This is a genomic window from Streptomyces sp. CCM_MD2014 (assembly GCF_000772045.1).
Lineage (GTDB): Bacteria > Actinomycetota > Actinomycetes > Streptomycetales > Streptomycetaceae > Streptomyces > Streptomyces salinarius.
In genome coordinates this window covers 3714072-3739499 of record NZ_CP009754.1, presented here as the reverse complement: position 1 = coordinate 3739499, position 25428 = coordinate 3714072, and the positions used below count along the sequence as shown (strand labels likewise).

The 25428-nt window shown below is 70.9% G+C and carries 20 protein-coding genes and 1 pseudogene; 14 read left to right on the top strand and 7 right to left on the bottom strand.

The annotated features are described in order from the left end of the window. The first annotated feature begins 5 nt into the window (after nt 1-5). The 13 genes from NI25_RS16340 to nuoN are packed head-to-tail and all read left to right on the top strand — an operon-like array spanning nt 6 to nt 15770. Nucleotides 6-560, top strand: a complete 555-nt coding sequence (locus tag NI25_RS16340) for a NuoB/complex I 20 kDa subunit family protein (RefSeq protein WP_031035164.1) — start codon at nt 6-8, stop codon at nt 558-560. Beyond that, nucleotides 557-1312, top strand: a complete 756-nt coding sequence (locus NI25_RS16335) for an NADH-quinone oxidoreductase subunit C (protein ID WP_061443154.1) — start codon at nt 557-559, stop codon at nt 1310-1312. Before NI25_RS16340 ends, NI25_RS16335 begins: the two co-directional genes overlap by 4 nt. Continuing rightward, the gene (locus NI25_RS16330) at nt 1309-2631 is read left to right on the top strand and encodes an NADH-quinone oxidoreductase subunit D (RefSeq protein WP_061443153.1); all 1323 of its coding nucleotides are present in this window, start codon (nt 1309-1311) and stop codon (nt 2629-2631) included. The genes NI25_RS16335 and NI25_RS16330 overlap by 4 nt, the downstream gene beginning before the upstream one ends. Then, entirely contained in the window at nt 2628-3494 is an 867-nt protein-coding gene (gene nuoE, locus NI25_RS16325) for an NADH-quinone oxidoreductase subunit NuoE (protein ID WP_061443152.1), read from the top strand. The genes NI25_RS16330 and nuoE overlap by 4 nt, the downstream gene beginning before the upstream one ends. Next, nucleotides 3491-4840 carry an NADH-quinone oxidoreductase subunit NuoF gene (gene nuoF, locus NI25_RS16320; protein ID WP_199560931.1) on the top strand — a complete coding sequence of 450 codons (1350 nt, stop codon included), beginning with the start codon at nt 3491-3493 and terminating at the stop codon, nt 4838-4840. The genes nuoE and nuoF overlap by 4 nt, the downstream gene beginning before the upstream one ends. Next, a complete protein-coding gene (locus NI25_RS16315) occupies nt 4837-7341 on the top strand; it encodes an NADH-quinone oxidoreductase subunit G (protein ID WP_061443150.1) in 2505 nt (834 codons plus the stop codon). The genes nuoF and NI25_RS16315 overlap by 4 nt, the downstream gene beginning before the upstream one ends. Beyond that, a complete protein-coding gene (gene nuoH / locus NI25_RS16310; protein WP_061443149.1) occupies nt 7338-8714 on the top strand; it encodes an NADH-quinone oxidoreductase subunit NuoH in 1377 nt (458 codons plus the stop codon). The genes NI25_RS16315 and nuoH overlap by 4 nt, the downstream gene beginning before the upstream one ends. Beyond that, complete coding sequence (nuoI, locus tag NI25_RS16305) at nt 8707-9402, top strand: NADH-quinone oxidoreductase subunit NuoI (RefSeq protein ID WP_061443148.1); 696 nt, start codon at nt 8707-8709, stop codon at nt 9400-9402. The genes nuoH and nuoI overlap by 8 nt, the downstream gene beginning before the upstream one ends. Next, nucleotides 9399-10268, top strand: coding sequence for an NADH-quinone oxidoreductase subunit J (locus NI25_RS16300; RefSeq protein WP_061443147.1), 870 nt, complete (start codon nt 9399-9401; stop codon nt 10266-10268). Before nuoI ends, NI25_RS16300 begins: the two co-directional genes overlap by 4 nt. Beyond that, entirely contained in the window at nt 10265-10564 is a 300-nt protein-coding gene (gene nuoK, locus NI25_RS16295; protein WP_059299944.1) for an NADH-quinone oxidoreductase subunit NuoK, read from the top strand. The genes NI25_RS16300 and nuoK overlap by 4 nt, the downstream gene beginning before the upstream one ends. 9 nt (nt 10565-10573) lie before the next feature. Then, nucleotides 10574-12538, top strand: coding sequence for an NADH-quinone oxidoreductase subunit L (gene nuoL, locus NI25_RS16290; protein WP_061443146.1), 1965 nt, complete (start codon nt 10574-10576; stop codon nt 12536-12538). 5 nt (nt 12539-12543) lie between these two features. Beyond that, nucleotides 12544-14115, top strand: a complete 1572-nt coding sequence (locus NI25_RS16285; RefSeq protein ID WP_061443145.1) for an NADH-quinone oxidoreductase subunit M — start codon at nt 12544-12546, stop codon at nt 14113-14115. Then, on the top strand, nt 14112-15770 hold the full coding sequence (nuoN, locus tag NI25_RS16280) for an NADH-quinone oxidoreductase subunit NuoN (protein WP_061443144.1): 1659 nt from the start codon (nt 14112-14114) through the stop codon (nt 15768-15770). The genes NI25_RS16285 and nuoN overlap by 4 nt, the downstream gene beginning before the upstream one ends. A gap of 49 nt (nt 15771-15819) precedes the next feature. On the opposite strand, the pseudogene NI25_RS16275 reads toward nuoN, so the two are convergent. Then, nucleotides 15820-16335 (bottom strand): annotated as a pseudogene (locus NI25_RS16275) (Uma2 family endonuclease); the annotation flags it as partial. 126 nt (nt 16336-16461) lie between these two features. Between NI25_RS16275 and recQ the strand changes: the two are divergent. After that, nucleotides 16462-18486, top strand: a complete 2025-nt coding sequence (gene recQ, locus NI25_RS16270) for a DNA helicase RecQ (protein WP_061443143.1) — start codon at nt 16462-16464, stop codon at nt 18484-18486. Between the two features lie 38 nt (nt 18487-18524). Here the strand turns inward: recQ and NI25_RS16265 are convergent, their stop codons facing one another. From NI25_RS16265 to NI25_RS16240, 6 genes are read right to left on the bottom strand one after another with little or no spacing between them, the layout of a single operon-like run. Further along, nucleotides 18525-21245, bottom strand: coding sequence for a fumarate reductase/succinate dehydrogenase flavoprotein subunit (locus tag NI25_RS16265; protein WP_061443142.1), 2721 nt, complete (start codon nt 21243-21245; stop codon nt 18525-18527). Nucleotides 21246-21256: 11 nt separating this feature from the next. Continuing rightward, complete coding sequence (locus NI25_RS16260; protein ID WP_061443141.1) at nt 21257-22045, bottom strand: ABC transporter ATP-binding protein; 789 nt, start codon at nt 22043-22045, stop codon at nt 21257-21259. Continuing rightward, nucleotides 22023-22925: an ABC transporter permease gene (locus NI25_RS16255; protein ID WP_061443140.1), complete on the bottom strand. Its 903-nt coding sequence runs from the start codon at nt 22923-22925 to the stop codon at nt 22023-22025. Before NI25_RS16255 ends, NI25_RS16260 begins: the two co-directional genes overlap by 23 nt. Next, nucleotides 22922-24295 (bottom strand): ABC transporter substrate-binding protein, encoded by a 1374-nt coding sequence (locus NI25_RS16250; RefSeq protein WP_061443139.1) that lies wholly within the window; start codon nt 24293-24295, stop codon nt 22922-22924. Before NI25_RS16250 ends, NI25_RS16255 begins: the two co-directional genes overlap by 4 nt. Nucleotides 24296-24309: 14 nt before the next feature. Further along, nucleotides 24310-24537 carry a 4Fe-4S dicluster domain-containing protein gene (locus NI25_RS16245; protein WP_030145386.1) on the bottom strand — a complete coding sequence of 76 codons (228 nt, stop codon included), beginning with the start codon at nt 24535-24537 and terminating at the stop codon, nt 24310-24312. 40 nt (nt 24538-24577) lie between these two features. Beyond that, complete coding sequence (locus NI25_RS16240) at nt 24578-25366, bottom strand: GntR family transcriptional regulator (protein WP_061443138.1); 789 nt, start codon at nt 25364-25366, stop codon at nt 24578-24580. Between the last annotated feature and the right edge of the window lie 62 nt (nt 25367-25428).

Here is a 25428-nt window from a genome sequence, read left to right as displayed (position 1 = left end):
TTGACATGGGACTCGAAGAAAAACTGCCGAGCGGCTTCCTGCTGACCACCGTCGAGCAGGCCGCGGGCTGGGTGCGCAAGTCGTCCGTCTTCCCGGCCACGTTCGGCCTCGCCTGCTGCGCCATCGAGATGATGACCACCGGTGCCGGCCGCTACGACCTGGCGCGCTTCGGCATGGAGGTCTTCCGCGGCTCGCCGCGGCAGGCGGACCTGATGATCGTCGCGGGCCGGGTCAGCCAGAAGATGGCGCCGGTGCTGCGGCAGGTCTACGACCAGATGCCGAACCCGAAGTGGGTCATCTCCATGGGGGTCTGCGCCTCCTCCGGCGGCATGTTCAACAACTACGCCATCGTCCAGGGCGTCGACCACGTCGTCCCGGTCGACATCTACCTCCCCGGCTGCCCGCCGCGGCCCGAGATGCTGATGGACGCCATCCTCAAGCTCCACCAGAAGATCCAGGGCTCCAAGCTCGGGGTGAACGCGGAGGAAGCGGCCCGCGAGGCGGAGGAGGCGGCGCTCAAGGCCCTGCCCACGATCGAGATGAAGGGGCTGCTGCGGTGAGCGACGCGAACAGCACCGCGGGTGACGCGGGCGACGTCAATCCCGAGAAGGAACTGTCCGCCGAGAACCTCCCGGGCCAGCGCGGCCAGGGCGGCGAGGAGATCCGCGTCCAGCGCGGCATGTTCGGCGCCAACAACGGCGGCGACACCTCCGGCTACGGCGGCCTGGTCCGCTCCGTCCGGCTCCCCGGACCGGCGACCCGGCCCTACGGGGGGTGGTTCGACGAGGTCGCCGACGAACTCGAGGGCGCGCTGGAGGAGCAGGGGCTCCTGCCCGACAACGCCATCGAGAAGACGGTCGTCGACCGCGGCGAGCTGACCTTCCACATCGAGCGCGAGCACCTGGTCCGCGTCGCCCGCACCCTGCGCGACGACCCGGCCCTGCGCTTCGAGCTGTGCACCGGCGTCAGCGGTGTCCACTACCCGCACGACAAGGGCCGCGAGCTGCACGCCGTCTACCACCTGCGCTCGATCACCCACAACCGGCTGATCCGCCTCGAAGTCAGCGCGCCCGACGCCGACCCGCACATCCCGTCGCTCTTCGCGGTGTACCCGACGAACGACTGGCACGAGCGAGAGACGTACGACTTCTTCGGCATCGTCTTCGACGGTCACCCGGCCCTGACGCGGATCATGATGCCGGACGACTGGCAGGGCTTTCCGCAGCGCAAGGACTATCCCCTCGGCGGCATCCCCGTCGAGTACAAGGGCGCCCAGATCCCGGCTCCGGACCAGCGGAGGTCGTACTCGTGAGCACTTCCCACGCCTCCCCGAGGGAGACGACCGAAGGCACCGTCTACACGGTCACCGGCGGCGACTGGGACGAGGTGGTCCAGTCCGCGGCCCGTGCCGACGACGAGCGCATCGTCGTCAACATGGGCCCGCAGCACCCGTCCACCCACGGCGTGCTCCGCCTCATCCTGGAGATCGACGGCGAGACGGTCACCGAGGCCCGCTGCGGCATCGGCTACCTGCACACCGGCATCGAGAAGAACCTCGAGTACCGGACCTGGACGCAGGGCACCACGTTCGTGACGCGCATGGACTACCTGACGCCGTTCTTCAACGAGGCGGCGTACTGCCTGGGCGTCGAGAAACTCCTCGGCATCGAGGACCAGATCCCGGACCGGGCCTCGATCATCCGGGTCATGCTCATGGAGCTGAACCGGCTCTCCTCCCACCTGGTGGCCATCGCCACCGGCGGCATGGAGCTGGGCGCCACCACGATCATGATCTACGGCTTCCGTGATCGTGAACTCATTCTCGACATCTACGAGCTGATCACCGGCCTGAGGATGAACCACGCGTACATCCGCCCGGGCGGACTCGCCCAGGACCTGCCGCCGGGCGCGGTGGACCAGATCCGCGAGTTCGTGAAGAAGATGAAGAAGAACCTCCCGGAGTACGACAAGCTCGCCACCGGGAACCCCATCTTCAAGGCCCGCATGCAGGACGTCGGCTACCTCGACCTCGCCGGCTGCATGGCCCTCGGCGCCACCGGCCCCGTCCTTAGGTCCACCGGCCTCCCGCACGACCTGCGCAAGACCCAGCCGTACTGCGGCTACGAGACGTACGACTTCGACGTCCCGACCGCCGACACCTGCGACTCCTACGGCCGCTTCCTGATCCGGCTGGAGGAGATGCGCCAGTCGCTCAGGATCGTCGAGCAGTGCCTGGACCGGCTCCAGCCCGGCCCGGTCATGGTCGCCGACAAGAAGATCGCCTGGCCCGCCCAGCTCGCCCTGGGACCGGACGGACTGGGCAACTCCCTCGACCACATCAAGAAGATCATGGGCACCTCCATGGAGGCCCTGATCCACCACTTCAAGCTGGTCACCGAGGGCTTCCGGGTGCCGCCGGGACAGGCGTACACGGCGGTCGAGTCGCCCAAGGGCGAGCTCGGGGTGCACGTCGTCTCCGACGGCGGCACCCGCCCCTTCCGGGTCCACTTCCGCGACCCGTCCTTCACCAACCTGCAGGCCATGGCCGCGATGTGCGAGGGCGGCCAGGTCGCCGACGTCATCGTGGCCGTGGCGTCCATCGACCCCGTGATGGGAGGCGTCGACCGGTGACCACCTCTTCTTCCGAGCGGGGCGTCAGCCTGGGCATGCCGGAACTGCCCGCGCCCGCCTACCCGGACGACGTCCGGGCCCGGCTGGAGGCCGACGCGCGCGAGGTCATCGCCCGCTACCCGGACTCCCGGTCCGCCCTCCTGCCGCTGCTGCACCTCGTGCAGTCGGAGGAGGGACACGTCACGCGCACCGGGATGCAGTTCTGCGCGGACATGCTGGACCTCACCACCGCCGAGGTCACCGCGGTCGCCACCTTCTACACCATGTACCGGCGTCGGCCGAGCGGCGACTACCAGGTCGGCGTGTGCACCAACACGCTGTGCGCGGTGATGGGCGGCGACGCCATCTTCGAGTCCCTCCAGGAGCACCTGGGCGTCGGCAACGGCGGGACGACCGAGGACGGCAAGGTCACCCTGGAGCACATCGAGTGCAACGCGGCCTGCGACTTCGCCCCGGTCGTGATGGTCAACTGGGAGTTCTTCGACAACCAGACGCCGGAAAGCGCCCGCGGCCTGGTCGACGACCTGCGCGCGGGACGGCCGGTGACGCCCACGCGCGGTGCGCCGCTGTGCACCTTCAAGGAGACCGCCCGGATCCTGGCGGGCTTCCCCGACGAGCGGGACGGCGCCGTCGCGGCCGGCGGCAGCGCGGGTCCCGCCTCCCTGGCCGGACTCAAGCTCGCCAAGGGCGAGGCCTCCGCGGCGCGCGTGGTGCACCCGCGGGACGGCGGACCGCACGACGCGCCCCGGGACGTACACGACCCGTCCCCCACGGAACACCTCAGCTCGCACGACGCGCCGCAGGACACATCGGCATCCGACCCTTCCCACCCGGCAGGGCCTACCGCCGAGGAGGGGGAGTGATGACCGTGGCAGCCGAGATCAGGGGCAGCAGCCCGGAGAAGCTGCTCGCACCCGTGCTGTCGGCCTTCTGGGACGAGGACGAGTCGTGGACTCTCGACGTCTACCGGAGGCACGAGGGGTACGAGGGGCTCCGCAAGGCGCTGGCCATGGCGCCGGACGACCTGATCGCCTACGTCAAGGAGTCCGGTCTGCGCGGACGCGGCGGTGCCGGGTTCCCGACGGGGATGAAGTGGCAGTTCATTCCTCAGGGGGACGGCAAGCCTCACTATCTAGTTGTCAACGCCGACGAATCGGAGCCGGGGACCTGCAAGGACATCCCGCTCCTCTTCGCGAACCCGCACAGCCTCATCGAGGGCATCGTCATCGCGTGTTACGCCATCAGGTCTTCGCATGCCTTCATCTACCTGCGTGGTGAAGTCGTCCCAGTGCTGCGGCGGTTGCACGAGGCCGTGCGCGAGGCCTACGCGGCCGGCTTCCTCGGCGAGAACATCCTGGGCAGCGGACTCGATCTCGAACTCACCGTGCACGCGGGCGCGGGCGCGTACATCTGCGGTGAGGAGACCGCACTGCTCGACTCGCTCGAAGGCCGCCGGGGTCAACCGCGGCTCCGTCCCCCCTTCCCTGCCGTCGCGGGCCTCTACGCGTGCCCGACTGTGGTGAACAACGTCGAATCGATCGCTTCGGTTCCCGCGATCCTGAACAAGGGCAAGGACTGGTTCAGGTCGATGGGCAGCGAGAAGTCCCCGGGCTTCACGCTCTACTCGCTCAGCGGCCACGTCGCGGGCCCCGGTCAGTACGAGGCCCCGCTCGGCATCACGCTGCGCCAGCTCCTCGACATGAGCGGCGGCATGCGGCCCGGCCACCGCCTGAAGTTCTGGACGCCCGGCGGCTCCTCGACGCCGATGTTCACCGACGAGCACCTCGACGTCCCCCTCGACTACGAAGGAGTGGGCGCCGCCGGATCCATGCTCGGCACCAAGGCGCTCCAGTGCTTCGACGAGACGACCTGCGTCGTGCGGGCCGTCACCCGCTGGACCGAGTTCTACGCCCACGAGTCCTGCGGCAAGTGCACGCCCTGCCGCGAAGGCACGTACTGGCTGGTCCAGCTGCTGCGCGACATCGAGGCCGGCAAGGGACAGATGTCCGACCTCGACAAGCTGAACGACATCGCCGACAACATCAACGGCAAGTCCTTCTGCGCCCTCGGCGACGGTGCCGCCTCGCCGATCTTCTCCTCGCTCAAGTACTTCCGCGAGGAGTACGAGCAGCACATCACGGGCCGCGGCTGCCCCTTCGACCCGGCCAAGTCGACGGCCTGGGCCGACCGCACGGAGGTGAAGGCATGACAGTGACCACCAATGCTCCCTCGGGAGGGGGAGAGGCGGCGGTCCCGCCGGAGGACCTCGTCACGCTGACCATCGACGGCGCCGAGATCAGCGTGCCCAAGGGCACCCTGGTCATCCGGGCCGCCGAGCAGCTCGGCATCGAGATCCCCCGGTTCTGCGACCATCCCCTCCTCGACCCGGCCGGCGCCTGCCGCCAGTGCATCGTCGAGGTCGAGGGCCAGCGCAAGCCCATGGCGTCCTGCACCATCACCTGCACCGACGGCATGGTGGTGAAGACGCAGCTCACCTCGCCCGTCGCGGAGAAGGCCCAGCACGGTGTGATGGAGCTGCTGCTCATCAACCACCCGCTGGACTGCCCGGTCTGCGACAAGGGCGGTGAGTGCCCGCTGCAGAACCAGGCCATGTCGCACGGCCAGGCCGACTCGCGCTTCGACGGCAAGAAGCGGACCTACGAGAAGCCCGTGCCGATCTCCACGCAGGTCCTGCTCGACCGCGAGCGCTGCGTGCTGTGCGCCCGCTGCACCCGGTTCTCCAACCAGGTCGCGGGCGACCCGATGATCGAGCTGATCGAGCGGGGCGCGCTCCAGCAGGTCGGCACCGGCGAGGGCGACCCCTTCGAGTCGTACTTCTCCGGCAACACCATCCAGATCTGCCCGGTCGGCGCACTCACCTCGGCGGCCTACCGGTTCCGCTCCCGCCCCTTCGACCTGATCTCCTCGCCGTCCGTGTGCGAGCACTGCTCCGGCGGCTGCGCGACCCGCACCGACCACCGGCGCGGCAAGGTCATGCGGCGCCTCGCGGCCAACGAGCCCGAGGTCAACGAGGAGTGGATCTGCGACAAGGGCCGCTTCGGCTTCCGGTACGCGCAGCAGCGGGACCGGCTCACCACGCCCCTGGTGCGCAACGCCGAGGGCGAGCTGGAGCCGGCCTCCTGGCCGGAGGCGCTGCAGATCGCCGCGCAGGGACTGCTCGCCTCCAGGGGCCGCACCGGCGTCCTGACCGGCGGGCGGCTCACCGTCGAGGACGCCTACGCGTACAGCAAGTTCGCGCGCGTGGCGCTCGACACCAACGACATCGACTTCCGCGCGCGCGTGCACAGCACCGAGGAGGCCGACTTCCTGGCCTCCTACGTCGCCGGGCGCGGCCGTGACCTCGACGGCGCGGGGGTCACCTACACGTCGCTGGAGAAGGCGCCCGCCGTCCTGCTGGTCGGCTTCGAGGCCGAGGAGGAGGCGCCCGGCGTCTTCCTGCGGCTGCGCAAGGCCTGGCGCAAGCACGGCCAGAAGGTCTTCTCGCTGGCCACCCACGCCACGCGGGGACTGGAGAAGGCGGGCGGCACCCTGCTCCCCGCCGCGCCCGGCACCGAGACCGAGTGGCTGGACGCCCTCGCGAGCGGTGTCGGCCTGGAGGAGGGCGGCGCACAGGCGGCCGAGGCCCTGCGCGCCGAGGGCGCCGTGATCGTCGTCGGCGAACGGCTGGCGTCCGTGGCCGGCGGCCTCACCTCCGCCGTACGGACCGCCGCCGCGACCGGCGCCCGGCTGGTGTGGATCCCGCGCCGGGCCGGTGAGCGGGGCGCGATCGAGGCGGGCGCGCTGCCGTCGCTGCTGCCCGGCGGACGCCCGGCGACCGACCCGCGCGCGCGTGAGGAGGTCGCCGCCCTGTGGGGCCTGGCCGACCTCCCGCACCGCTACGGCCGCGACACCGGCGAGATCGTCGAGGCCGCGGCCCGGGGCGAACTCCAGGCCCTGCTGGTGGCGGGCGTGGAGGTCGCCGACCTGCCCGACCCCACGCGCGCGCGTGCGGCACTCGACGAGGCCGGGTTCGTGGTGTCGCTGGAGCTGCGGCCCAGCGAGGTCACCGAACGCGCCGACGTCGTCCTGCCCGTCGCCGCGGTCGCCGAGAAGCCCGGTACCTTCCTCAACTGGGAGGGCAGGGTGCGCTTCTTCGAGGCCGCGCTCAAGCCCGACCAGATGACCCGCCGGCTCGCTCCCACCGACGCCCGCGTCCTGCAGATGCTGGCCGACGCCATGGACGTACACCTGGGTCTGCCGGATCTGCGCACCACGCGCGCGGAGATCGACCGGCTCGGTGCCTGGGACGGGCCGCGGGCCGGTGAGCCGCTGCAGACCGCGGGCGCGCTGCCGCGGCCGGCCGCCGGAGAGGCCGTACTGGCCGGGCACCGGCTGCTCCTCGACCAGGGGCTGTTGCAGCAGGGAGACGAGGCACTCGCCGGCACCCGGCACGCCGCACGCGCGCGCGTGTCGGCCGCCACGGCCGCCGAGGCGGGCGTCAAGGACGGCGACGTCCTCGCCGTGACCGGTCCCGCCGGAGCCGTCTCGTTCCCGCTGCAGATCACCGAGATGCCCGACCGGGTGGTCTGGCTCCCGCTGAACTCGGCCGGCACCGGCGTCGCCTCCGACGCCGGTGCGCTGCCCGGAACCCTCGTCCGCATCGGTCCGGCGACGCCCGAGGGCGCCGCCCGCAAGGAGGTGGAGGCATGAGCCCGTACCTCGCCGCTGAAGACCTGTCGATGTTCGGCACCGACCCCTGGTGGCTGGTGGTCGTCAAGGCGGTGTTCTGCTTCGCCTTCCTGATGGTGACCGTGCTGTTCTCCATCGTGTGGGAGCGCAAGGTCGTCGCCTGGATGCAGCTGCGCATCGGCCCGAACCGGCACGGCCCCTGGGGCATGCTCCAGTCGCTCGCCGACGGCATCAAGCTGATGCTCAAGGAAGACGTCGTCGTCAAGCGCGCCGACAAGGCGGTCTACGTCCTCGCGCCGATCGTCGCCGCCATCCCCGCCTTCATGGCGATCGCGGTGATCCCCTTCGGACCGGCCGGCAACGAGATCTCGATCTTCGGCCACCGCACCGCCATGCAGCTCACCGACCTGCCGATCGCCATGCTGTTCATCCTGGCGGTCGCCTCGGTCGGCATCTACGGCATCGTGCTCGCCGGCTGGAGCTCCGGCTCGACCTACCCGCTGCTCGGCGGACTGCGTTCCTGCGCGCAGATGATCTCCTACGAGATCGCGATGGGCGCCGCGTTCGCCTCGGTGTTCCTCTACTCCGGGTCCATGTCCACCTCGGAGATCGTCGCCCAGCAGAGCGACCGCTGGTACATCGTGCTGCTGCCGGTCTCCTTCATCCTCTACATCGTCACGATGGTCGGCGAGACCAACCGCGCCCCCTTCGACATGCCCGAGTCCGAGGGCGACCTGGTGGGCGGCTTCAACACCGAGTACTCGTCGATCAAGTTCGCGATGTTCATGCTCGCCGAGTACGTGAACATGGTGACGGTCTCCGCGGTCGCCACCACGCTGTTCCTCGGCGGCTGGCGGGCTCCCTGGCCGATCAGCACCTTCTGGGAGGGTGCCAACCACGGCTGGTGGCCGCTGCTCTGGTTCGTGGTCAAGGTCCAGTTGCTGCTGTTCTTCTTCATCTGGCTGCGCGGCACCCTTCCCCGGGTCCGCTACGACCAGTTGATGAAGCTCGGCTGGAAGGTCCTCATCCCGGTCTCCCTGGTCTGGCTGATGCTCGTCGCGACCGTGCGGGCCCTCAGGAACGAGAACTACGGCTTCAGCGACATCGCCCTCTACATCGGCGGCGGCGTCCTGGTCCTGCTGCTGTTGTCCTTCCTCGCGGACATGTACCGCGACAAGGGCGCGAAGGCCGAGCAACCGGCCGAGGACGAGACCGCGTTCGACCCGATGGCCGGCGGATTCCCCGTGCCGCCGATGCCCGGACAGCAGGTGCCGCCGGTGCCCAGGCGCCGTCCCCGCCGGGAGCGGGAGCTGATTGTCAGTGGCGGGCCCGATACTCACAGTGACGGACCCGTGGGCGGATCTACGGATGGAAAGGAGGCGTCCGATGGCTGAGGAACGCAAGGGACACGAAGAGAACGCGCAACACCGGGACAACGCGGAACACGGTGAACACAAGGGAACCGACCCCGGTTTCCTGAACCCGGTGGCCGGCTTCGGCGTGACCTTCAAGGCCATGTTCAAGAAGCGGCTGACCGAGCAGTACCCGGAGCAGAAGAAGACCACCGCTCCGCGCTTCCACGGACGGCACCAGCTCAACCGCCATCCGGACGGCCTGGAGAAGTGCGTCGGCTGCGAGCTGTGCGCATGGGCCTGCCCCGCCGACGCCATCTACGTGGAGGGCGCGGACAACACCGACGAGGAGCGCTACTCGCCGGGCGAGCGGTACGGCCGCGTCTACCAGATCAACTACGCCCGCTGCATCCTGTGCGGCCTGTGCATCGAGGCGTGCCCCACGCGCGCGCTGACGATGACCAACGAGTTCGAGCTGGCCGACTCCAGTCGCGCCAACCTCATCTTCACCAAGGACCAGCTGCTCGCCGGTCTGGAGGAGGGCATGGTCGACTCGCCCCACGCCATCTACCCGGGCACCGACGAACAGGACTACTACCGGGGCCTGGTCACGGAGGCCGCTCCCGGCACGGTCCAGCAGGTCGCCCACTCCAAGGGCGAGGTGGTCCAGGAGGGCGACTCGACCTTCGGCGGGACCGAGCCGGCGTCGGAGGAGGTGATCCGCCGATGAGCGCGCAGCTCGCCGCTTACGCGACGTCCACCGGAGAGGCCGTCCAGTTCTGGATCCTCGGCACCGTCGCGGTGATTGGCGCCCTGTGCACCGTCTTCATGAAGAAGGCCGTGCACAGCGCGCTGTGCCTCGCCGGGACCATGATCGTCCTGGCGGTGTTCTACCTCGCCAACGGCGCCTACTTCCTCGGCATCGTGCAGATCGTCGTCTACACCGGCGCCATCATGATGCTGTTCCTGTTCGTGGTGATGCTCGTCGGCGTCACGGCGGCGGACTCCCTGAAGGAGACCATCAAGGGGCAGCGCTGGCTCGCCCTGCTGTCCGGGCTCGGCTTCGGCATCCTGCTGATCGCGGGCATCGGCAACGCCTCCGTCACCGAGTTCACCGGCCTCGCCCAGGCCAACGCGAACGGCAACGTGGAGGGCATCGCGTCCCTCATCTTCACCAAGTACGTCTTCGCCTTCGAGATCACCGGCGCGCTGCTCATCACGGCCGCCGTCGGGGCCATGGTGCTCACCCACCGCGAACGCACCGAGCGCGCACGCACCCAGCGCGAGCTGTCCGAGCAGCGGGTCCGCGACGGCAAGTACCTGCCGCCGCTGCCCGCCCCCGGCGTGTACGCCCGGCACAACGCGGTCGACATCGCGGGCCTGCTGCCCGACGGCACTCCCTCCGAGCTGACCGTCAGCAAGACGCTGCGGGAGCGCGGCCAGATCCGCGACGTGTCGATGGAGGCGCTGAACGACCTGAAGGCACTGGAGCAGCGGGCCGAGGAACGGCTGGAACGCAAGGCCGTCGGCCCGGCGGGCTCCGGACGGCCCGACACGCGGCCCGACTCCAAGCGGTCCGAGGAGGCGTCGAAGTGAACCCCGTCAACTATCTCTATCTCGCGGCCCTGCTGTTCACGATCGGCGCCACCGGCGTGCTGGTCCGGCGCAACGCGATCGTGGTCTTCATGTGCATCGAGCTGATGCTCAACGCCTGCAACCTCGCGTTCGTCGCGTTCTCCCGGATGCACGGAAACCTGGACGGCCAGATCATCGCCTTCTTCACGATGGTCGTCGCCGCCGCGGAGGTCGTGGTCGGGCTCGCGATCATCGTGTCCCTGTTCCGTTCCCGCCACTCGGCCTCGGTCGACGACGCCAGCCTGATGAAGCTGTGAGGGGCTGAAGTGGAGAACCTGATTGCGCTGCTGGTGGCGGCGCCCCTGCTCGGAGCGGCCGTCCTGCTGTGCGGCGGACGCCGGCTGGACCGTGTCGGCCACTGGATCGGCACGCTGCTGGCCGCCGTGTCCTTCGTGATCGGCCTCGTGCTCTTCGCCGACCTGCTCGGCAACGGCGCCGAGGACCGCACCCTGACACAGCACCTGTTCAGCTGGATCCCGGTGGAGGGCTTCCAGGCCGACGTCGCCTTCCGGCTCGACCAGCTGTCGATGACGTTCGTCCTGCTGATCACCGGCGTCGGCTCGCTCATCCACATGTACTCCGTCGCGTACATGGAGCACGACGAGCGCCGCCGCCGCTTCTTCGGCTACCTGAACCTGTTCCTCGCGGCGATGCTGATCCTGGTCCTCGCCGACAACTACCTGCTGCTGTACGTCGGCTGGGAGGGCGTCGGTCTCGCCTCCTACCTGCTGATCGGCTTCTGGCAGCACAAGCCCAGCGCCGCCACGGCCGCGAAGAAGGCCTTCCTGGTCAACCGCGTCGGCGACATGGGCCTGTCCATCGGCATCATGCTGATGTTCCTGTGGTTCGGCACCTTCGCCTTCGGGCCGGTGCTCGGCGGCCACGGGGAAGCCGGACTCGCGGCCGGGGCGGACGAGGGCAAGCTCACCGCGATCGCGCTGATGCTGCTGCTCGCCGCGTGCGGCAAGTCCGCCCAGGTGCCGCTGCAGTCCTGGCTCGGTGACGCGATGGAGGGCCCGACCCCGGTCTCCGCCCTCATCCACGCCGCGACCATGGTGACGGCGGGCGTGTACCTGATCGTCCGGTCCGGCGCCATCTTCAACGGCGCGCCCGACGCGCAGTTGGTGGTCACCATCGTCGGCGCGGTCACGCTGCTCTTCGGTGCGATCGTCGGTTGCGCCAAGGACGACATCAAGAAGGCGCTGGCGGGTTCGACCATGTCGCAGATCGGCTACATGGTGCTGGCCGCGGGCCTCGGCCCCATCGGCTACGTCTTCGCGATCATGCACCTGGTGACGCACGGCTTCTTCAAGGCCGGGCTGTTCCTCGGCGCCGGCTCCGTCATGCACGGCATGAACGACGAGGTCGACATGCGCCGCTACGGCGGACTGCGCAAGTACATGCCGGTCACCTTCGTCACCTTCGGCCTCGGCTACCTCGCCATCATCGGCTTCCCGGGCCTGTCCGGCTTCTTCTCCAAGGACAAGATCATCGAGGCGGCGTTCGCCAAGGGCGGCACCGAGGGCTGGATCCTCGGCGCCTGCGCCCTGCTGGGCGCGGCCATCACCGCGTACTACATGACGCGCGTGATGCTGATGACGTTCTTCGGCGAGGAGCGCTGGCGCAACGCCCCGACCCCGTCGCCGGCCAAGCCCGACGTGGAGCCCGCCGCCGAGACCCGCGGCGCGTACGAGCCGCCGCACCCGCACGAGTCGCCGGGGCTGATGACGATCCCGATGATCGTGCTGGCCGTCGGGTCCGTCGCGGGCGGTGCCTTCTTCAGCATCGGCGACCGCTTCCTGCACTGGCTGGAGCCCATCACCGGGCACAGCCACGGCGACGCGCCGATCAGCGCCGGCACGGTCACCGGGGCGACGGTGGCCTGCATGGTCGTCGGCGTCGCCCTCGCCTGGGCGCAGTACGGGCGCCGTCCGGTCCCGGCCGTCGCCCCGCGCGGATCGCTGCTCACCCGGGCCGCCCGGCGCGACCTGCTCCAGGACGACTTCAACCACGTCGTCCTGGTCCGCGGCGGCGAGCACCTCACGCGCTCCCTGGTCTACGTCGACCACACCCTGGTCGACGGAGTCGTCAACGGCACGGCGGCCTCGTTCGGCGGCCTGTCCGGGCGGATGCGCAAGCTGCAGAACGGCTTCGCGCGCTCGTACGCGGTCTCGATGTTCGGCGGTGCGGCACTCCTGGTCGCCGCGACCCTGCTGATGAGGGCGGTCTGATACCGATGTCCTTTCCCCTGCTGACAGTCACGGCGGCCCTCCCGGCCGTCGGGGCGATCGCCACGGCAGCCGTGCCGGCCGCGCGACGCACCGCGGCCAAGTGGCTGGCGCTGCTGGTCTCGCTGGCCACGCTCGCGCTGGCGATCACGGTGCTGGTCCGCTTCGACCCCGACGGCGACCGCTACCAGCTCACCGAGTCCCACGCCTGGATCGCCGACTTCGGCGTCCGGTACGAACTGGGCGTGGACGGCATCGCGGTGGCGCTGATCGCGCTGACCGCCCTGCTGATCCCGTTCATCATCCTCGCTGGCTGGCACGACGCCGACCCGCTGGAGACCGGCAGCAGCCGGTGGCGGCCGACTCAGGGCTTCTTCGCCCTGATCCTGGCCGTCGAGGCGATGGTGATCATCTCGTTCGAGGCCACCGACGTCTTCCTCTTCTACATCTTCTTCGAAGCCATGCTGATCCCGCTGTACTTCCTGATCGGCGGCTTCGGGGACCGGGCACACGAGCACGGCGAGAAGACGGCGGCGACCCAGCGGTCGTACGCCGCGGTGAAGTTCCTCCTCTACAACCTGGCCGGCGGTCTGATCATGCTGGCCGCGGTGATCGGCCTCTACGTGGTCGCCGGGAACTTCTCCCTCACGGAGATCGCCGAGGCGCGGGCCAACGGTTCGCTGGACATGGCGACCAGCACGGAACGCTGGCTCTTCCTCGGCTTCTTCTTCGCCTTCGCGGTGAAGGCGCCGCTGTTCCCGCTGCACACCTGGCTGCCCAACGCCATGGGGGAGTCGACGGCGCCGGTCGCCGTGCTCATCACGGCGGTCGTCGACAAGGTCGGCACCTTCGCGATGCTCCGCTTCTGCCTCCAGCTCTTCCCGGAGGCCAGCAAGTGGGCGACCCCGGTCATCCTGGTCCTGGCGGTCATCAGCATCATCTACGGCGCGCTGCTCGCGGTCGGCCAGCGCGACATCAAGCGGCTGATCGCCTACGCGTCGATCTCGCACTTCGGCTTCATCATCATGGGCATCTTCGCGATGACCAGCCAGGGCCAGTCCGGTGCCACGCTGTACATGGTCAACCACGGCATCTCGACCGCGGTGCTGATGCTGATCGCCGGATTCCTGATCTCGCGGCGCGGCTCGCGGCTCATCGCCGACTTCGGCGGTGTGCAGAAGGTCGCCCCGATCCTGGCCGGGACCTTCCTGATCGGCGGCCTGGCGACCCTCTCCCTGCCGGGCCTCGCGCCCTTCGTCAGTGAGTTCCTCGTCCTGGTCGGCACGTTCACGCGCTACCCCGTGATCGGCATCATCGCCACCCTCGGCATCGTCCTCGCCGCCCTCTACACCCTCGTCCTCTACCAGCGGACGATGACGGGCCCGGTGAAGGCCGAGGTGAACGGCATGCCCGACCTCCGGGTGCGCGAGCTGGTGGTCGTGGCACCGCTGGTGGCGCTGCTGATCTTCCTGGGCGTCTTCCCGAAGCCCGTGACGGACATCGTCAACCCCGCGGTGGAGCAGACCATGTCCGACGTACACAAGACGGACCCCCAGCCTGAGGTGGAGGCGGCCAAGTGAGCGCAACAGCCGTCCACAGCCTGTGGACAACGGCGGCGACGGCGGCCGACCCGATCGCCAAGATCGACGCGCCGAAGATCGAGTACGGGCAGCTGTCGCCCGTCCTCATCGTCATCGGCGCGGCGATCGTCGGAATCCTGGTCGAGGCCTTCGTGCCGCGCAGGTCCCGGTACTACGCCCAGATGTTCGTGTCGGCCGTCGCCCTGATCGCGGCGTTCGCGGCGGTCGTCGCGCTCGCGGCGCGCGGGTACGGCACGACCAAGGCCGGCATCACGGCGATGGGCGCCGTGGCCGTCGACGGACCCGCCCTGTTCCTTCAGGGCACCATCCTGCTGACGAGCCTGGTCGGCCTGTTCACCTTCGCCGAGCGGCGCCTCGACCCGGAGCAGCACGGCAACCGCGTCGACTCCTTCGCCGCGCAGGCGGCCGCCGTACCGGGCAGCGAGAGCGAGCAGAAGGCGGTCAAGGCGGGCTTCACCACCACGGAGGTCTTCCCGCTCCTGCTCTTCGCCGTCGTCGGCATGCTGGTCTTCCCGGCGGCCAACGACCTGCTGACGCTCTTCGTGGCACTGGAGGTCTTCTCCCTCCCGCTGTACCTGCTGTGCGCGCTGGCCCGCCGCAAGCGGCTCATGTCGCAGGAGGCCGCGGTCAAGTACTTCCTGCTCGGTGCCTTCGCCTCCGCGTTCACCCTGTTCGGCATCGCGCTCCTCTACGGCTACGCGGGCTCGATGTCGTACGGCACGATCGCCCAGGTCGTCGACGGCACCGTCCAGAACGTCACCCCGGCGCTCGCGAACACCATGGGCAACGACGCGCTGCTGCTCGTCGGCTCCGCGCTCATCGTCATGGGCCTGCTGTTCAAGGTGGGCGCCGTGCCGTTCCACATGTGGACGCCGGACGTGTACCAGGGTGCGCCGACGCCGGTGACCGGTTTCATGGCGGCGGCGACCAAGGTGGCCGCCTTCGGCGCCCTGCTCCGCATCCTCTACGTCGTCCTGCCCGGCCTGCGCTGGGACTGGCGGCCGGTGATGTGGGGCGTGGCGATCGTCACGATGCTGGCCGGTGCGATCGTCGCGATCACGCAGACCGACATCAAGCGGCTGCTGGCGTACTCGTCGATCGCGCACGCGGGCTTCATCCTCGCCGGTGTCATCGCGACCACGCCGGAGGGCATCTCGTCCGTCCTCTTCTACCTGGCCGCGTACTCCTTCGTCACGATCGGCGCCTTCGCGGTCGTCACGCTGGTGCGCGACGCGGGCGGCGAGGCGACGCACCTGTCGAAGTGGGCGGGGCTCGGCCGCAGGTCGCCGCTGGTGGCGGCGGTGTTCGCGGTGTTCCTGCTGGCCTTCGCCGGTATCCCGCTGACCTCCGGGTTCTCGGGGAAGTTCGCCGTGTTCAAGGCGGCGGCGGAGGGCGGCGCCGCCCCGCTGGTCGTGATCGGTGTGATCTCCTCGGCGATCGCGGCGTTCTTCTACATCCGGGTGATCGTGCTCATGTTCTTCAGCGAGCCGCGCCCGGAGGGCCCGACGGTCGCGGTGCCGTCCCCGCTGACGATGACGGCGATCGCCGTGGGCGTGGCGGTCACGGTGGTGCTCGGTGTGGCGCCGCAGTACTTCCTGGACCTGGCGGGCCAGGCGGGGGTGTTCGTGCGCTGACGCCGCGCTCGCGGCTTCGTGGTTTCACGGCTGTGGTCCGGCGCCCCGTTCACAGGGGCGCCGGACCACAACCGTGTGTGCCGGACCACTCGCCGGCGCGGCGCGGCTTGATGGCGGTCAGGTCCAGATCCACAGGGAAGGGCGCGCTCGTCTTCATGCGTTCGCGGAAGATGCCGACGCTGGTGTAGGCGCCGGTCGTGGGCTCCAGCTCGAAGGCGTGGACGACGGCGAGGCCCTTCTCGTTCTCCACCCGCCAGTAGTGGGCGATGCCCGCCCGGGCGTGCTTCAGGAACTTGGTCTCGCGGTCGCGGGACACCGATTCGGGGGAGACGACCTCGACGGCCAGAGTGACGGCCTCGGCGGGGTAGCGGGTCTGCTCCGGGTCGTCCACCACGTCGCCCCGCACGACGATCACGTCCGGCTCGCGCCGGTTCTGCCGGTCGATGTCGATGGTGAACTCGCGGATGACCTCGAACTCCGCCGGTGCGAGGGACTGGAGCTGCCATTCGAAGAAGCTCACAGCGCGTGAGTGGAAAAGAGTCCGCGGACTCACCTTGACGAAGGCTGCGCCGGGCAGCCTGTGGACAACTCCGGGGCTGTCGGCGCGGACCCCTATCGTGGAGGCAGTGGTCGGGGCAGGACGGACCAGACGGACCGGACGGGCGAGGCAGTACGTACGGGGGACGAGACGATGGGCGGGACGGGCGTGATCGGCGAGATGACAGGGACGGAGCCGGTGAGGGACGGGGACAGCGAGGCGCTGGCCACCCTGCACCGGGTCTTCGGGTACGACGCCTTCCGCGGCGAGCAGGAGGCGATCGTCGAGCACGTGATCGCCGGCGGTGACGCCGTCGTGCTCATGCCGACCGGTGGCGGAAAGTCCTTGTGCTACCAGATCCCGTCCCTGGTCAGGCCCGGCACCGGCATAGTGGTCTCGCCGCTGATCGCGCTGATGCAGGACCAGGTCGACGCGCTGCGGGCGCTCGGCGTGCGGGCCGGGTTCATGAACTCCACGCAGGACTTCGACGAGCGGCGCGTGACCGAGGCCGAGTTCCTCGCCGGCGAGCTGGACCTGCTGTACCTGGCGCCCGAGCGGCTGCGCCTGGACAGCACCCTCGACCTGCTCTCCCGCGGCAAGATCTCCCTCTTCGCCATCGACGAGGCGCACTGCGTGTCGCAGTGGGGCCACGACTTCCGGCCCGACTACCTCGCCCTGTCCCTGCTCGGCGAGCGCTGGCCGGACGTGCCCCGCCTCGCGCTCACGGCGACGGCCACCGACGCCACCCACCGCGAGATCACCGAGCGGCTGGACATGCCGGCGGCGCGCCACTTCGTGGCCAGCTTCGACCGGCCCAACATCCAGTACCGGATCGTGCCGAAGTCCGACCCCAAGAAGCAGCTCCTGAGCTTCCTGCGGCAGGAGCACCCCGGGGACGCCGGCATCGTGTACTGCCTCTCGCGCAACTCGGTCGAGAAGACCGCCGAGTTCCTCTCGCGCAACGGGGTCGAGGCGGTGCCGTACCACGCGGGCCTGGACGCGGGGACCCGCGCCGCGCACCAGTCGAGGTTCCTGCGCGAGGAGGGCCTGGTGGTCGTGGCGACCATCGCCTTCGGCATGGGCATCGACAAGCCGGACGTGCGGTTCGTCGCCCACCTGGACCTGCCCAAGTCGGTCGAGGGCTACTACCAGGAGACCGGCCGCGCGGGGCGGGACGGCCTGCCCTCCACGGCATGGATGGCGTACGGCCTCAACGACGTCATACAGCAGCGCAAGCTGATCCAGTCCGGCGAGGGCGACGAGGTCTTCCGCCGCCGCGCCCAGTCCCACCTGGACGCCATGCTCGCCCTGTGCGAGACCGCCCGCTGCCGTCGCGGCCAGCTCCTCGCCTACTTCGGACAGGAGCCGGACGGGGCCGGCTGCGGCAACTGCGACACCTGCCTGACCCCGCCCGAGACCTGGGACGGCACGGTGGCGGCGCAGAAGGTGCTGTCGACGGTGGTGCGGCTGAAGCGCGAGCGCGGGCAGAAGTTCGGCGCCGGGCAGATCATCGACATCCTGCTGGGCAAGCGCACCGCCAAGGTGATCCAGTTCGACCACGACCAGCTCTCCGTGTTCGGCATCGGCGAGGAGCTGACCGAGGGCGAGTGGCGGGGCGTCGCCCGGCAGCTGCTGGCCCAGGGCCTGCTCGCGGTCGAGGGGGAGTACGGCACGCTCGTGCTGACCGAGGCCAGCGGCGAGGTCCTGCGGCGGGAGCGGGAGGTGCCGCTGCGCAAGGAGCCGAAGAAGCCCGCCGCGGCCAGGTCGGCGGGTGGCGGACGAGGGGAGCGCAAGGCGAAGGCGGCCGCGGCCGAGCTGCCCGCGGAGCTGGTCCCCGCCTTCGAGGCGCTGCGTGCCTGGCGTGCGGAACAGGCCCGCGAGCAGGGCGTCCCGGCGTACGTCATCTTCCACGACGCCACCCTCCGGGAGATCGCCACCGTCTGGCCCACCTCGGTGGCGCAGCTCGGCGGCATCAGCGGGGTGGGTGAGAAGAAGCTGGCGACGTACGGGGAAGGCGTGGTCGGCGTGCTGGCCGGGCTGGAGGGACCGGACTCCGCCCCGGCGCCCACGCCCGCCCCGGCGCACGAGCCGGCCCCGGCGGACGGATCGGGCACCGGCTCCCGTGCGTACGACGGTGCGGACGACTGGCCCGACCACGAGCCGGAGGACTGGATATAGGGACTCGCCCGGGGAGTCTCCGGTGCCCGTCCCCGGGACTACAGCGCCCGGGCCGCGTACGCCCTGACGTCGGCGTCCGTGTCGCCGGTGACGGTCGCCAGCGCCGTACGGGCGTCCTCGGTCGCGGCCGTGTGCCGGGTCAGGGCGAGGACGGCGGCCTTGCGGACGTCGGCGTTACGGTCGGCGAGGGCCTTGGCGAGGACGGGGACCGCGCGGTCGGCGTCGGCGGCGGACAGCGCGGTGGCCGCGCCCGCCCGCACCTGCCAGGCGGGGTCGGACAGCGCGGTGACCGCACGGACCGCAAGGCGTGCGGGGCAGCCCGTGTCCGCCAGCGCCGCCAGGGCGGCGCCGCGGACCAGGACGTCGGGATCCTCGGTGAGCCGGTCCAGGGCACCGCCGGCCCGGGGCGTCGCCCGCAGGGTCCCGAGCGCCTTGGCGACCGCGACCCGCACCTCCCGGGAGGGATCCCCGGCGGCCGGGGAGAGCGACTCCGCGGCGTCCAGGGAGACCAGCCCGCGCACCGCCTCGATGCGCACCGGGGCGTCGGGATCGCCAAGGGCCGTGGCGAACGTGCCGGTGCTGCCCAGCCGCAGGACGCGCAGCAGGTCGAGGGCGGTGGCGCGGACGACGGGGTCGGTCTGGGCCAGGGCCTCGCCGAGGAGGCCGCGCAGGGCGGCCTCGGGCGTCAGGGTCTCGGCCAGTTCACGCAGGGACGCGGCCGCGGCGGCGCGCACCTCGCCGTCGGCGTCGGACAGGGCGGCGGCGAGCGCCGGACCGGTACCGGCCGGGACGGTCTCGGTGAGCACGGCGACCGCCGTGCGCCGGACGGCCGGCTCGGGATCGGAGAGGTAGGGGCGGAGGGCGGGGAGTTCGGGCTCGTCCTCGGCCAGCGCGAGCAGCTCGAGGAGCCTGGGGGAGCCGACGGCGCCGGGCTCAGGGGGCGCGGCGACCGCCGGGGCCGTCGGGTGGGCTCCGCCGGCGAGGGGCGCGGTGTCACGGTCCCCGGCCGTCGCGACCTGCTCCGGGTGCACCTCGCCGAGGTGCCGGGAGGGGCCGCCGACCGGCGTGAACTCGTCGACCGGCACCAGATAGGGAGCCACGGGACGTGCCGTGAACTCCATCGCACCGGAGGGGGACTTGTGGAGATCGAGGTGGTGGAACCAGGAGGCGTCGTCGCGCTCGGGGATGTCGACGCGCTCGTGGTAGAGGCCCCAGCGGGACTCCGTGCGGGCCAGGGAGGCCCGGGCGGCCATCTCCGCGCAGTCGCGGATGAAGGTGACCTCGGCGCACCGCATCAGTTCGTGCGGGGTGCGGGCGCCCATGGCCGCGATGTCCGCGCGCATCCGCTCGAAGGACTCCAGCGCCAGCGACAGCCGGGCGCCGGACTTCGGCGGGGCCACGTAGTCGTTGACGAAGCGCCGCAGCTTGTACTCGACCTGGGGCTGCGGGGGGCCGTCGGGGTTGCGCAGCGGGCGGTAGACCAGCTCGTGCGCCTCGCGCAGCTGTTCCGGCGGCAGCTGACCCGCGTAGGCCGTGTACTGGGCGGCGTCCGCGCCCGCCAGGTCGCCGAAGACGAACGCGCCGATCATGTAGTTGTGCGGTACGCAGGCCAGGTCGCCGGCCGCGTAGAGGCGGGGCACGGTGGTGCGGGCGTGGTCGTCGACACGGACGCCCGAGGCGGAGTGACCGCCGCACAGACCGATCTCCGAGATGTGCATCTCGACGTCGTGGGTGCGGTAGTCGTGCCCGCGGCCCGCGTGGAAGGTGCCGCGCGTCGGGCGTTCGGTCGAGTGCAGGATCGACTCCAGGGCGGAGACGGACTCCTCCGGGAGGTGGCTGAGCTTCAGGTACACCGGACCGCGGTCGCTGGCGACCTCCGCCGCGAACTCGGCCATCATCTGGCCCGACCAGTAGTCGGAGTCGACGAAGCGCTCACCGTGCCGGTTGACCTGGTAGCCGCCGAAGGGGTTGGCGACGTAGGCGCAGGCCGGTCCGTTGTAGTCCTTGATCAACGGGTTGATCTGGAAGCACTCGATGCCGGTCAGTTCGGCGCCCGCGTGGTAGGCCATGGCGTAGCCGTCACCGGCGTTGGTGGGGTTCTCGTAGGTGCCGTAGAGGTAGCCGGAGGCGGGCAGCCCGAGCCGGCCGGCGGCGCCGGTGGCGAGGACCACCGCGCCCGCGCGGACGGTCACGAACCGTCCGGTGCGGGTGTTGAAGCCGGCCGCGCCCACCGCCCGGCCCCCGGCCGTCAGGATCCGCACCGGCATGACGCGGTTCTCGATGCGGATCCGCTCCCGCATCTCGCGCCGCCGCAGCTGCCGGTACAGGACCTTCTTGACGTCTTTGCCCTCCGGCATCGGCAGCACGTAGGAACCGGACCGGTGCACCTGGCGGACCGCGTAGTCGCCGTGCTCGTCCTTCTCGAACTTGACCCCGTACGACTCCAGCCGCTGGACCATGGCGAAGCCGCGGGTGGCGGTCTGGCGGACGGTGGACTGGTCGACGATGCCGTCGTTGGCGCGGGTGATCTCGGCGACGTAGTCGTCGGGTTCGGCGCGGCCCGGGACGACGGCGTTGTTCACGCCGTCCATGCCCATGGCGAGGGCGCCGGAGTGGCGGACGTGGGCCTTCTCCAGCAGCAGTACGTTCGCGCCGTGCTCGGCGGCGGTCAGCGCGGCCATGGTGCCGGCGGTGCCGCCGCCGACGACGAGGACGTCGCAGGAGAGTTCTTCGGCGTCGGTGAGGGCGGGAATCTCCACCAGGGGGCCTTTCAGGTGCCGAGGGATGTGAGGACGTCGCGCCGCAGCGCCACGTGCGCGGGGTCGCCGTACGCGGTGCGGTCCCGGGGGCGGGGCACGGCGCGGACGGCGGTGGCGCGGCCGGCACCGAGCAGGGCGACGCGGTCGCCGAGGAACAGGGCCTCGTCCACGTCGTGGGTGACGAAGACGACGGTGGCTCCCGTACCGCGCAGTACCTCCACCAACAGGTTCTGCATGCCGGTGCGGGTCTGGGCGTCGAGGGCACCGAAGGGTTCGTCCATCAGGACGGCGCGGGGACGCCCGGCCAGCGCACGGGCCAGCTGGGCGCGCTGGCGCTGTCCCCCGGAGACCCGGTGCGGCAACTGTCCGGCCTGCGCGGCGAGTCCGACCCGCTCCAGCCAGGCCGTCGCCTGCGACCGGCGTTCGGTGCGGGGCAGGCCCTGGACGGCGAGGGGCAGTTCGACGTTGGCACGCAAGGTGCGCCAGGGCAGGAGGGCGTCCTCCTGGAAGACCAGGGCCCGGTCCGCGCCCGGACCTTCGATCGGATGCCCGTCCTGTTCCGCCGTTCCGGCCAGCGGCGGCAGCAGACCGGCCAGCGTGCGCAGCAGCGTCGACTTGCCGCAGCCCGAGGGGCCGACCACCGTGAGGATCTCGCCCGGGGCGACGTCGAGGTCCACGTCGCTCACCGCGGCGGCGTCCGGCCGGCCCAGGGTGGCGCCGCGCAGGGTGAGCCGGGTGCCGCGGGGAGACGCCCCGGAGCCTCCCGTGGTCCTGGTCTCAGTCGCGGACGAGGTGCTCATCGCGTGCCTCCTCGGGCTGGGCGCGGGTGTCCTCGGGCACGGCGGCGCCGGCGGGCGACACCGCCGCACCGGCTGCCCGCGCGGGCTTCGGACGGGCGGCGGTGGGGACGTACGACGTGCGCGGCAGCCAGTGGGTCAGACGGCGGCCCAGCAGTTCCACGGTCGTGGAGGTCAGCCAGCCGAGCGCGCCGATGGTGACCATGCCGACGAAGACGCCCGGGTAGTCGACGACCGTGTAGTCCTGCCAGGTGCGGTAGCCCACGCCGTACTGGCCGGAGATCATCTCGGCGGAGATCACACAGATCCACGAGACGCCGATGCCGACCGACAGACCGCCGAACACACCGGGCAGCGCGCCCGGCAGGACCACCGAGCCGAGCACCCGCCACCGGCCGCCGCCCATGGTGCGGACCGCCTCCTCCCACACGGGGGCCAGTGCCCGTACCGCGTGCCGGGTGGAGACCAGGACGGGGAAGAAGGCGGCGGCGCAGGTGATGAAGACGATGCCCTGCTCGTTGGAGGGGAAGAGGAGGATCGCCACGGGGACGAGGGCGATGGCGGGAATGGGCCGGACCACTTCGAGGACCGGGCCCAGCAGGTCCTCGGCGAGCCGGGAGCGCGCCACGAGCACGCCCGTGGCCACGCCCAGGACGGCCGCGAGCAGGAAGCCGCTGAGGATGCGGGTCAGGCTGTCGGTGAGGTCGGTCCAGTAGTCGGGCCCCGCCAGCCGGTCGGCGAAGGTGCGGGCCACGTCGGTGACGGTGGGGAACTGCGAGAAGCGCAGCCACACGTCGATGTCCCGGCTGGTCAGCAGCTGCCACAGACCGAGCGCGACGGCGAGCGAGACGAGCCGCAGCGCATACCGGACGGGGCGGGTCACGCGGCACGCTCCAGTGCCTCGTCGTACGTGACGACGCGTGCTCCGCCGTGCCCGGCGACGTACGCCCGTGCGGTCTCCGACGCGACGAACGGCAGCAGGGCCGTGCCGTCGGCCACCCACACCGCCTGGTCGGCGAACCACGGGGTGCCGGTGGTGGTGTCGGGGACGTAGGCGGCGCGGACCTCGTCGCGGTGTCCGGCGACGTGCCGCAGCAGCGCTGTGGGGGAGGAGAAGGTCAGCGTCTTGCGCGCGCCCTCCGGCCAGACCTCACCGGCCGGCTTCGGGGGCGCGGCGGCGAGCCGCTCGGCGTACTCGGCCGGGCCGAGGGCCTTCTTCACGTACCGGTCGTCGACGAAGGCGTCCACGTCCACGTCGCCGGTGAGTTTCGCGTCCTTGAGGATCGAGACGTCCTCTTTGAGGGCCGCGACCAGCTGTGGCTTGACCGCGGGGTCGAAGGTGGCGATGCCCTGGGCGCCGTTGTAGAGGTAGACGGCCTCGGCGGGCAGACCGGTGGCCTTCGCGACCTTCTCGGCGGCATCCACGGGACGGTCCCTCAGATAGCCGGTCGCCTGTGCCTGGGCCTTCAGGAACGCCTCCAGGACGGCGGGGCGCTTCTTCGCGAAGTCCTCGACGGCGGTGACGCCGTGGAAGGTGGGCAGGTTCAGCCGCGCTCCGTCGTACAGGACCTTCGCCTTGCCCTGGTGGGCGAGCAGGCCGGGCCAGGCGACGAACTGCGACAGGGCGTCCGTGCTTCCCGCGTCCAGCGCCGAGGCGCCCACCGCGGGCTGCTGGTTGAGCTTCTCGATGTCCTTCGCGGGGTCGAGGCCGGCACGTTGCAGGGCGCGTACGAGGGTGCCGTCGGCGGCCGAGCCGACGCTCGTCGAGACCTTCCTGCCCTTGAGGTCCTTCAGGGAAGTGAGGGAGGAACCGGGGGCGACGACGATGGTGTTGAGGCCGCCGCGGAGGTTGTAGCCGGTGACCGAGACCAGGCGGGTCGGCTTGCCGAGCTGCTTGCCGCGGGCAGCGTTGATGAGCAGGGGGAAGTCGCCCATCGAACCGATGTCGATCTTCCCGGCGGTCATCTGGGCGGTGATGGGCGCGCCGGTCGCGTAGTCCTGCCATTCGACCTTGTAGGTGACGCCGTCGCCGAGGGAGTCGAGCTGCTTCTCGAAGTAGCCGAGGGAGCGCAGGAGGGTGCCGGCGGTGACCGTGTTGATCGTCCTGGACTGGTAGCCGACCGTCACGGTGACCGTGGAGCCGTTCCCGCCGGCCGTCGCGTCGCCGCCGCACGCGGTGAGGGGGAGGAGCAGGACCAGGGCGGCCGCTGCCGCGGCAGGAGTGACGGGAAGCGCGGTGCGTCGGGGTTTCATGGGGAGTCGGCCTCTCACCGGAGCAGGTAGGGCATGTTGACCGTGACCGCCCCGGTGGGGCAGCGGGCGGCGCACGGGCCGCAGTACCAGCACTCGTCGACGTGCATGTACGCCTTGCCGTTGCGCTCGTCGATGGCCAGGGAGTCCAGGGGGCACATGTCCACGCAGAGCGTGCAGCCTTCGATGCACTTCGACTCGTCGATGGTCACGGGCACGTCGGCCCGCTGGGGCGCCAAGGGCATGGCTGTCTCCAGGGAGGGTGCGCGAAAGGGGGTCAGCGGGTCACAGGGACCGGTGCAGCAGGCCGCTCATCGTGATGCGGTCGCCGCGGAAGCGGATGAACTCCAGGTCGACCGGGCGGCCGTCGGCGAGGTGGGTGAGCCGTTCGAGCATGAGGACCGCCGCGCCGCGCGGGGCCTCCAGTACGGCGGCGGAGTGCGCGTCGGCGGTGACGGCCTCCAGGGTGATCCCGGCGTGGCCGAGTGGCCGGCCGGTGACGGTCTCCAGGAGGCGGAAGACGTCGGTGTTCTCCAGGTCGGCGCCGAGCAGGGCGGTGCCGATGTCGAGGGGGAGGTAGGTGAGGTCCAGGGAGAGGGGGACGCCGTTCAGGCGGCGCAGGCGCTCGATGTAGAGCACGTCGGCGCCGGACGGGACGCGGAGGCGTTCGGCGACCGGGGCGGGGGCCGGGACGGGGACGGCCGTGCGGACCTCGTTGGTGACGCGGCCGTGTTCGTGCAGGGTTTCCGCGAGGCCCATCAGCCGGTCGAGCCCGTGGGCGTACTTGCGGGCCACGACCACGGTGCCGATCCCGGGCTGACGTGCCACGAGGCCTTCGGCGCGCAGCAGGTCGAGCGCCTGACGGACGGTGTTGCGGGTGGTGTCGTAGTCGGCGGCGAGGGTGTCCTCGTGGGGCAGCGCGCCGCCGGGGAAGGCGTCACCGAGGAGCTGACAGCGGAGCAGGTCGGCCAGTTGACGGGCCCGGTCCGCGCGCAGCCGACGCCGCGTGCGGTGGGCGGTGACGGTGGTCGCGCCCTGGCCGGCGTGGTCTCGGAAGCGGTCGGTGGGCGGCATGGCTGGAACCATACAGAGGCGGTGCCGACAGTGGTGTTGCCGCAATGTTGCGCCACCTGGAA

Bases quoted from the DNA above. Each gene is read 5' to 3' on its own strand.
- NI25_RS16340 (WP_031035164.1), top strand. From the start codon at position 6: ATGGGACTCGAAGAAAAACTGCCGAGCGGCTTCCTGCTGACCACCGTC.
- NI25_RS16315 (WP_061443150.1), top strand. From the start codon at position 4,837: ATGACAGTGACCACCAATGCTCCCTCGGGAGGGGGAGAGGCGGCGGTC.
- nuoH (WP_061443149.1), top strand. From the start codon at position 7,338: ATGAGCCCGTACCTCGCCGCTGAAGACCTGTCGATGTTCGGCACCGAC.
- nuoI (WP_061443148.1), top strand. From the start codon at position 8,707: ATGGCTGAGGAACGCAAGGGACACGAAGAGAACGCGCAACACCGGGAC.
- NI25_RS16300 (WP_061443147.1), top strand. From the start codon at position 9,399: ATGAGCGCGCAGCTCGCCGCTTACGCGACGTCCACCGGAGAGGCCGTC.
- NI25_RS16285 (WP_061443145.1), top strand. From the start codon at position 12,544: ATGTCCTTTCCCCTGCTGACAGTCACGGCGGCCCTCCCGGCCGTCGGG.
- recQ (WP_061443143.1), top strand. From the start codon at position 16,462: ATGGGCGGGACGGGCGTGATCGGCGAGATGACAGGGACGGAGCCGGTG.
- NI25_RS16260 (WP_061443141.1), bottom strand. From the start codon at position 22,045: ATGAGCACCTCGTCCGCGACTGAGACCAGGACCACGGGAGGCTCCGGG.
- NI25_RS16250 (WP_061443139.1), bottom strand. From the start codon at position 24,295: ATGAAACCCCGACGCACCGCGCTTCCCGTCACTCCTGCCGCGGCAGCG.
- NI25_RS16245 (WP_030145386.1), bottom strand. From the start codon at position 24,537: ATGCCCTTGGCGCCCCAGCGGGCCGACGTGCCCGTGACCATCGACGAG.
- NI25_RS16240 (WP_061443138.1), bottom strand. From the start codon at position 25,366: ATGCCGCCCACCGACCGCTTCCGAGACCACGCCGGCCAGGGCGCGACC.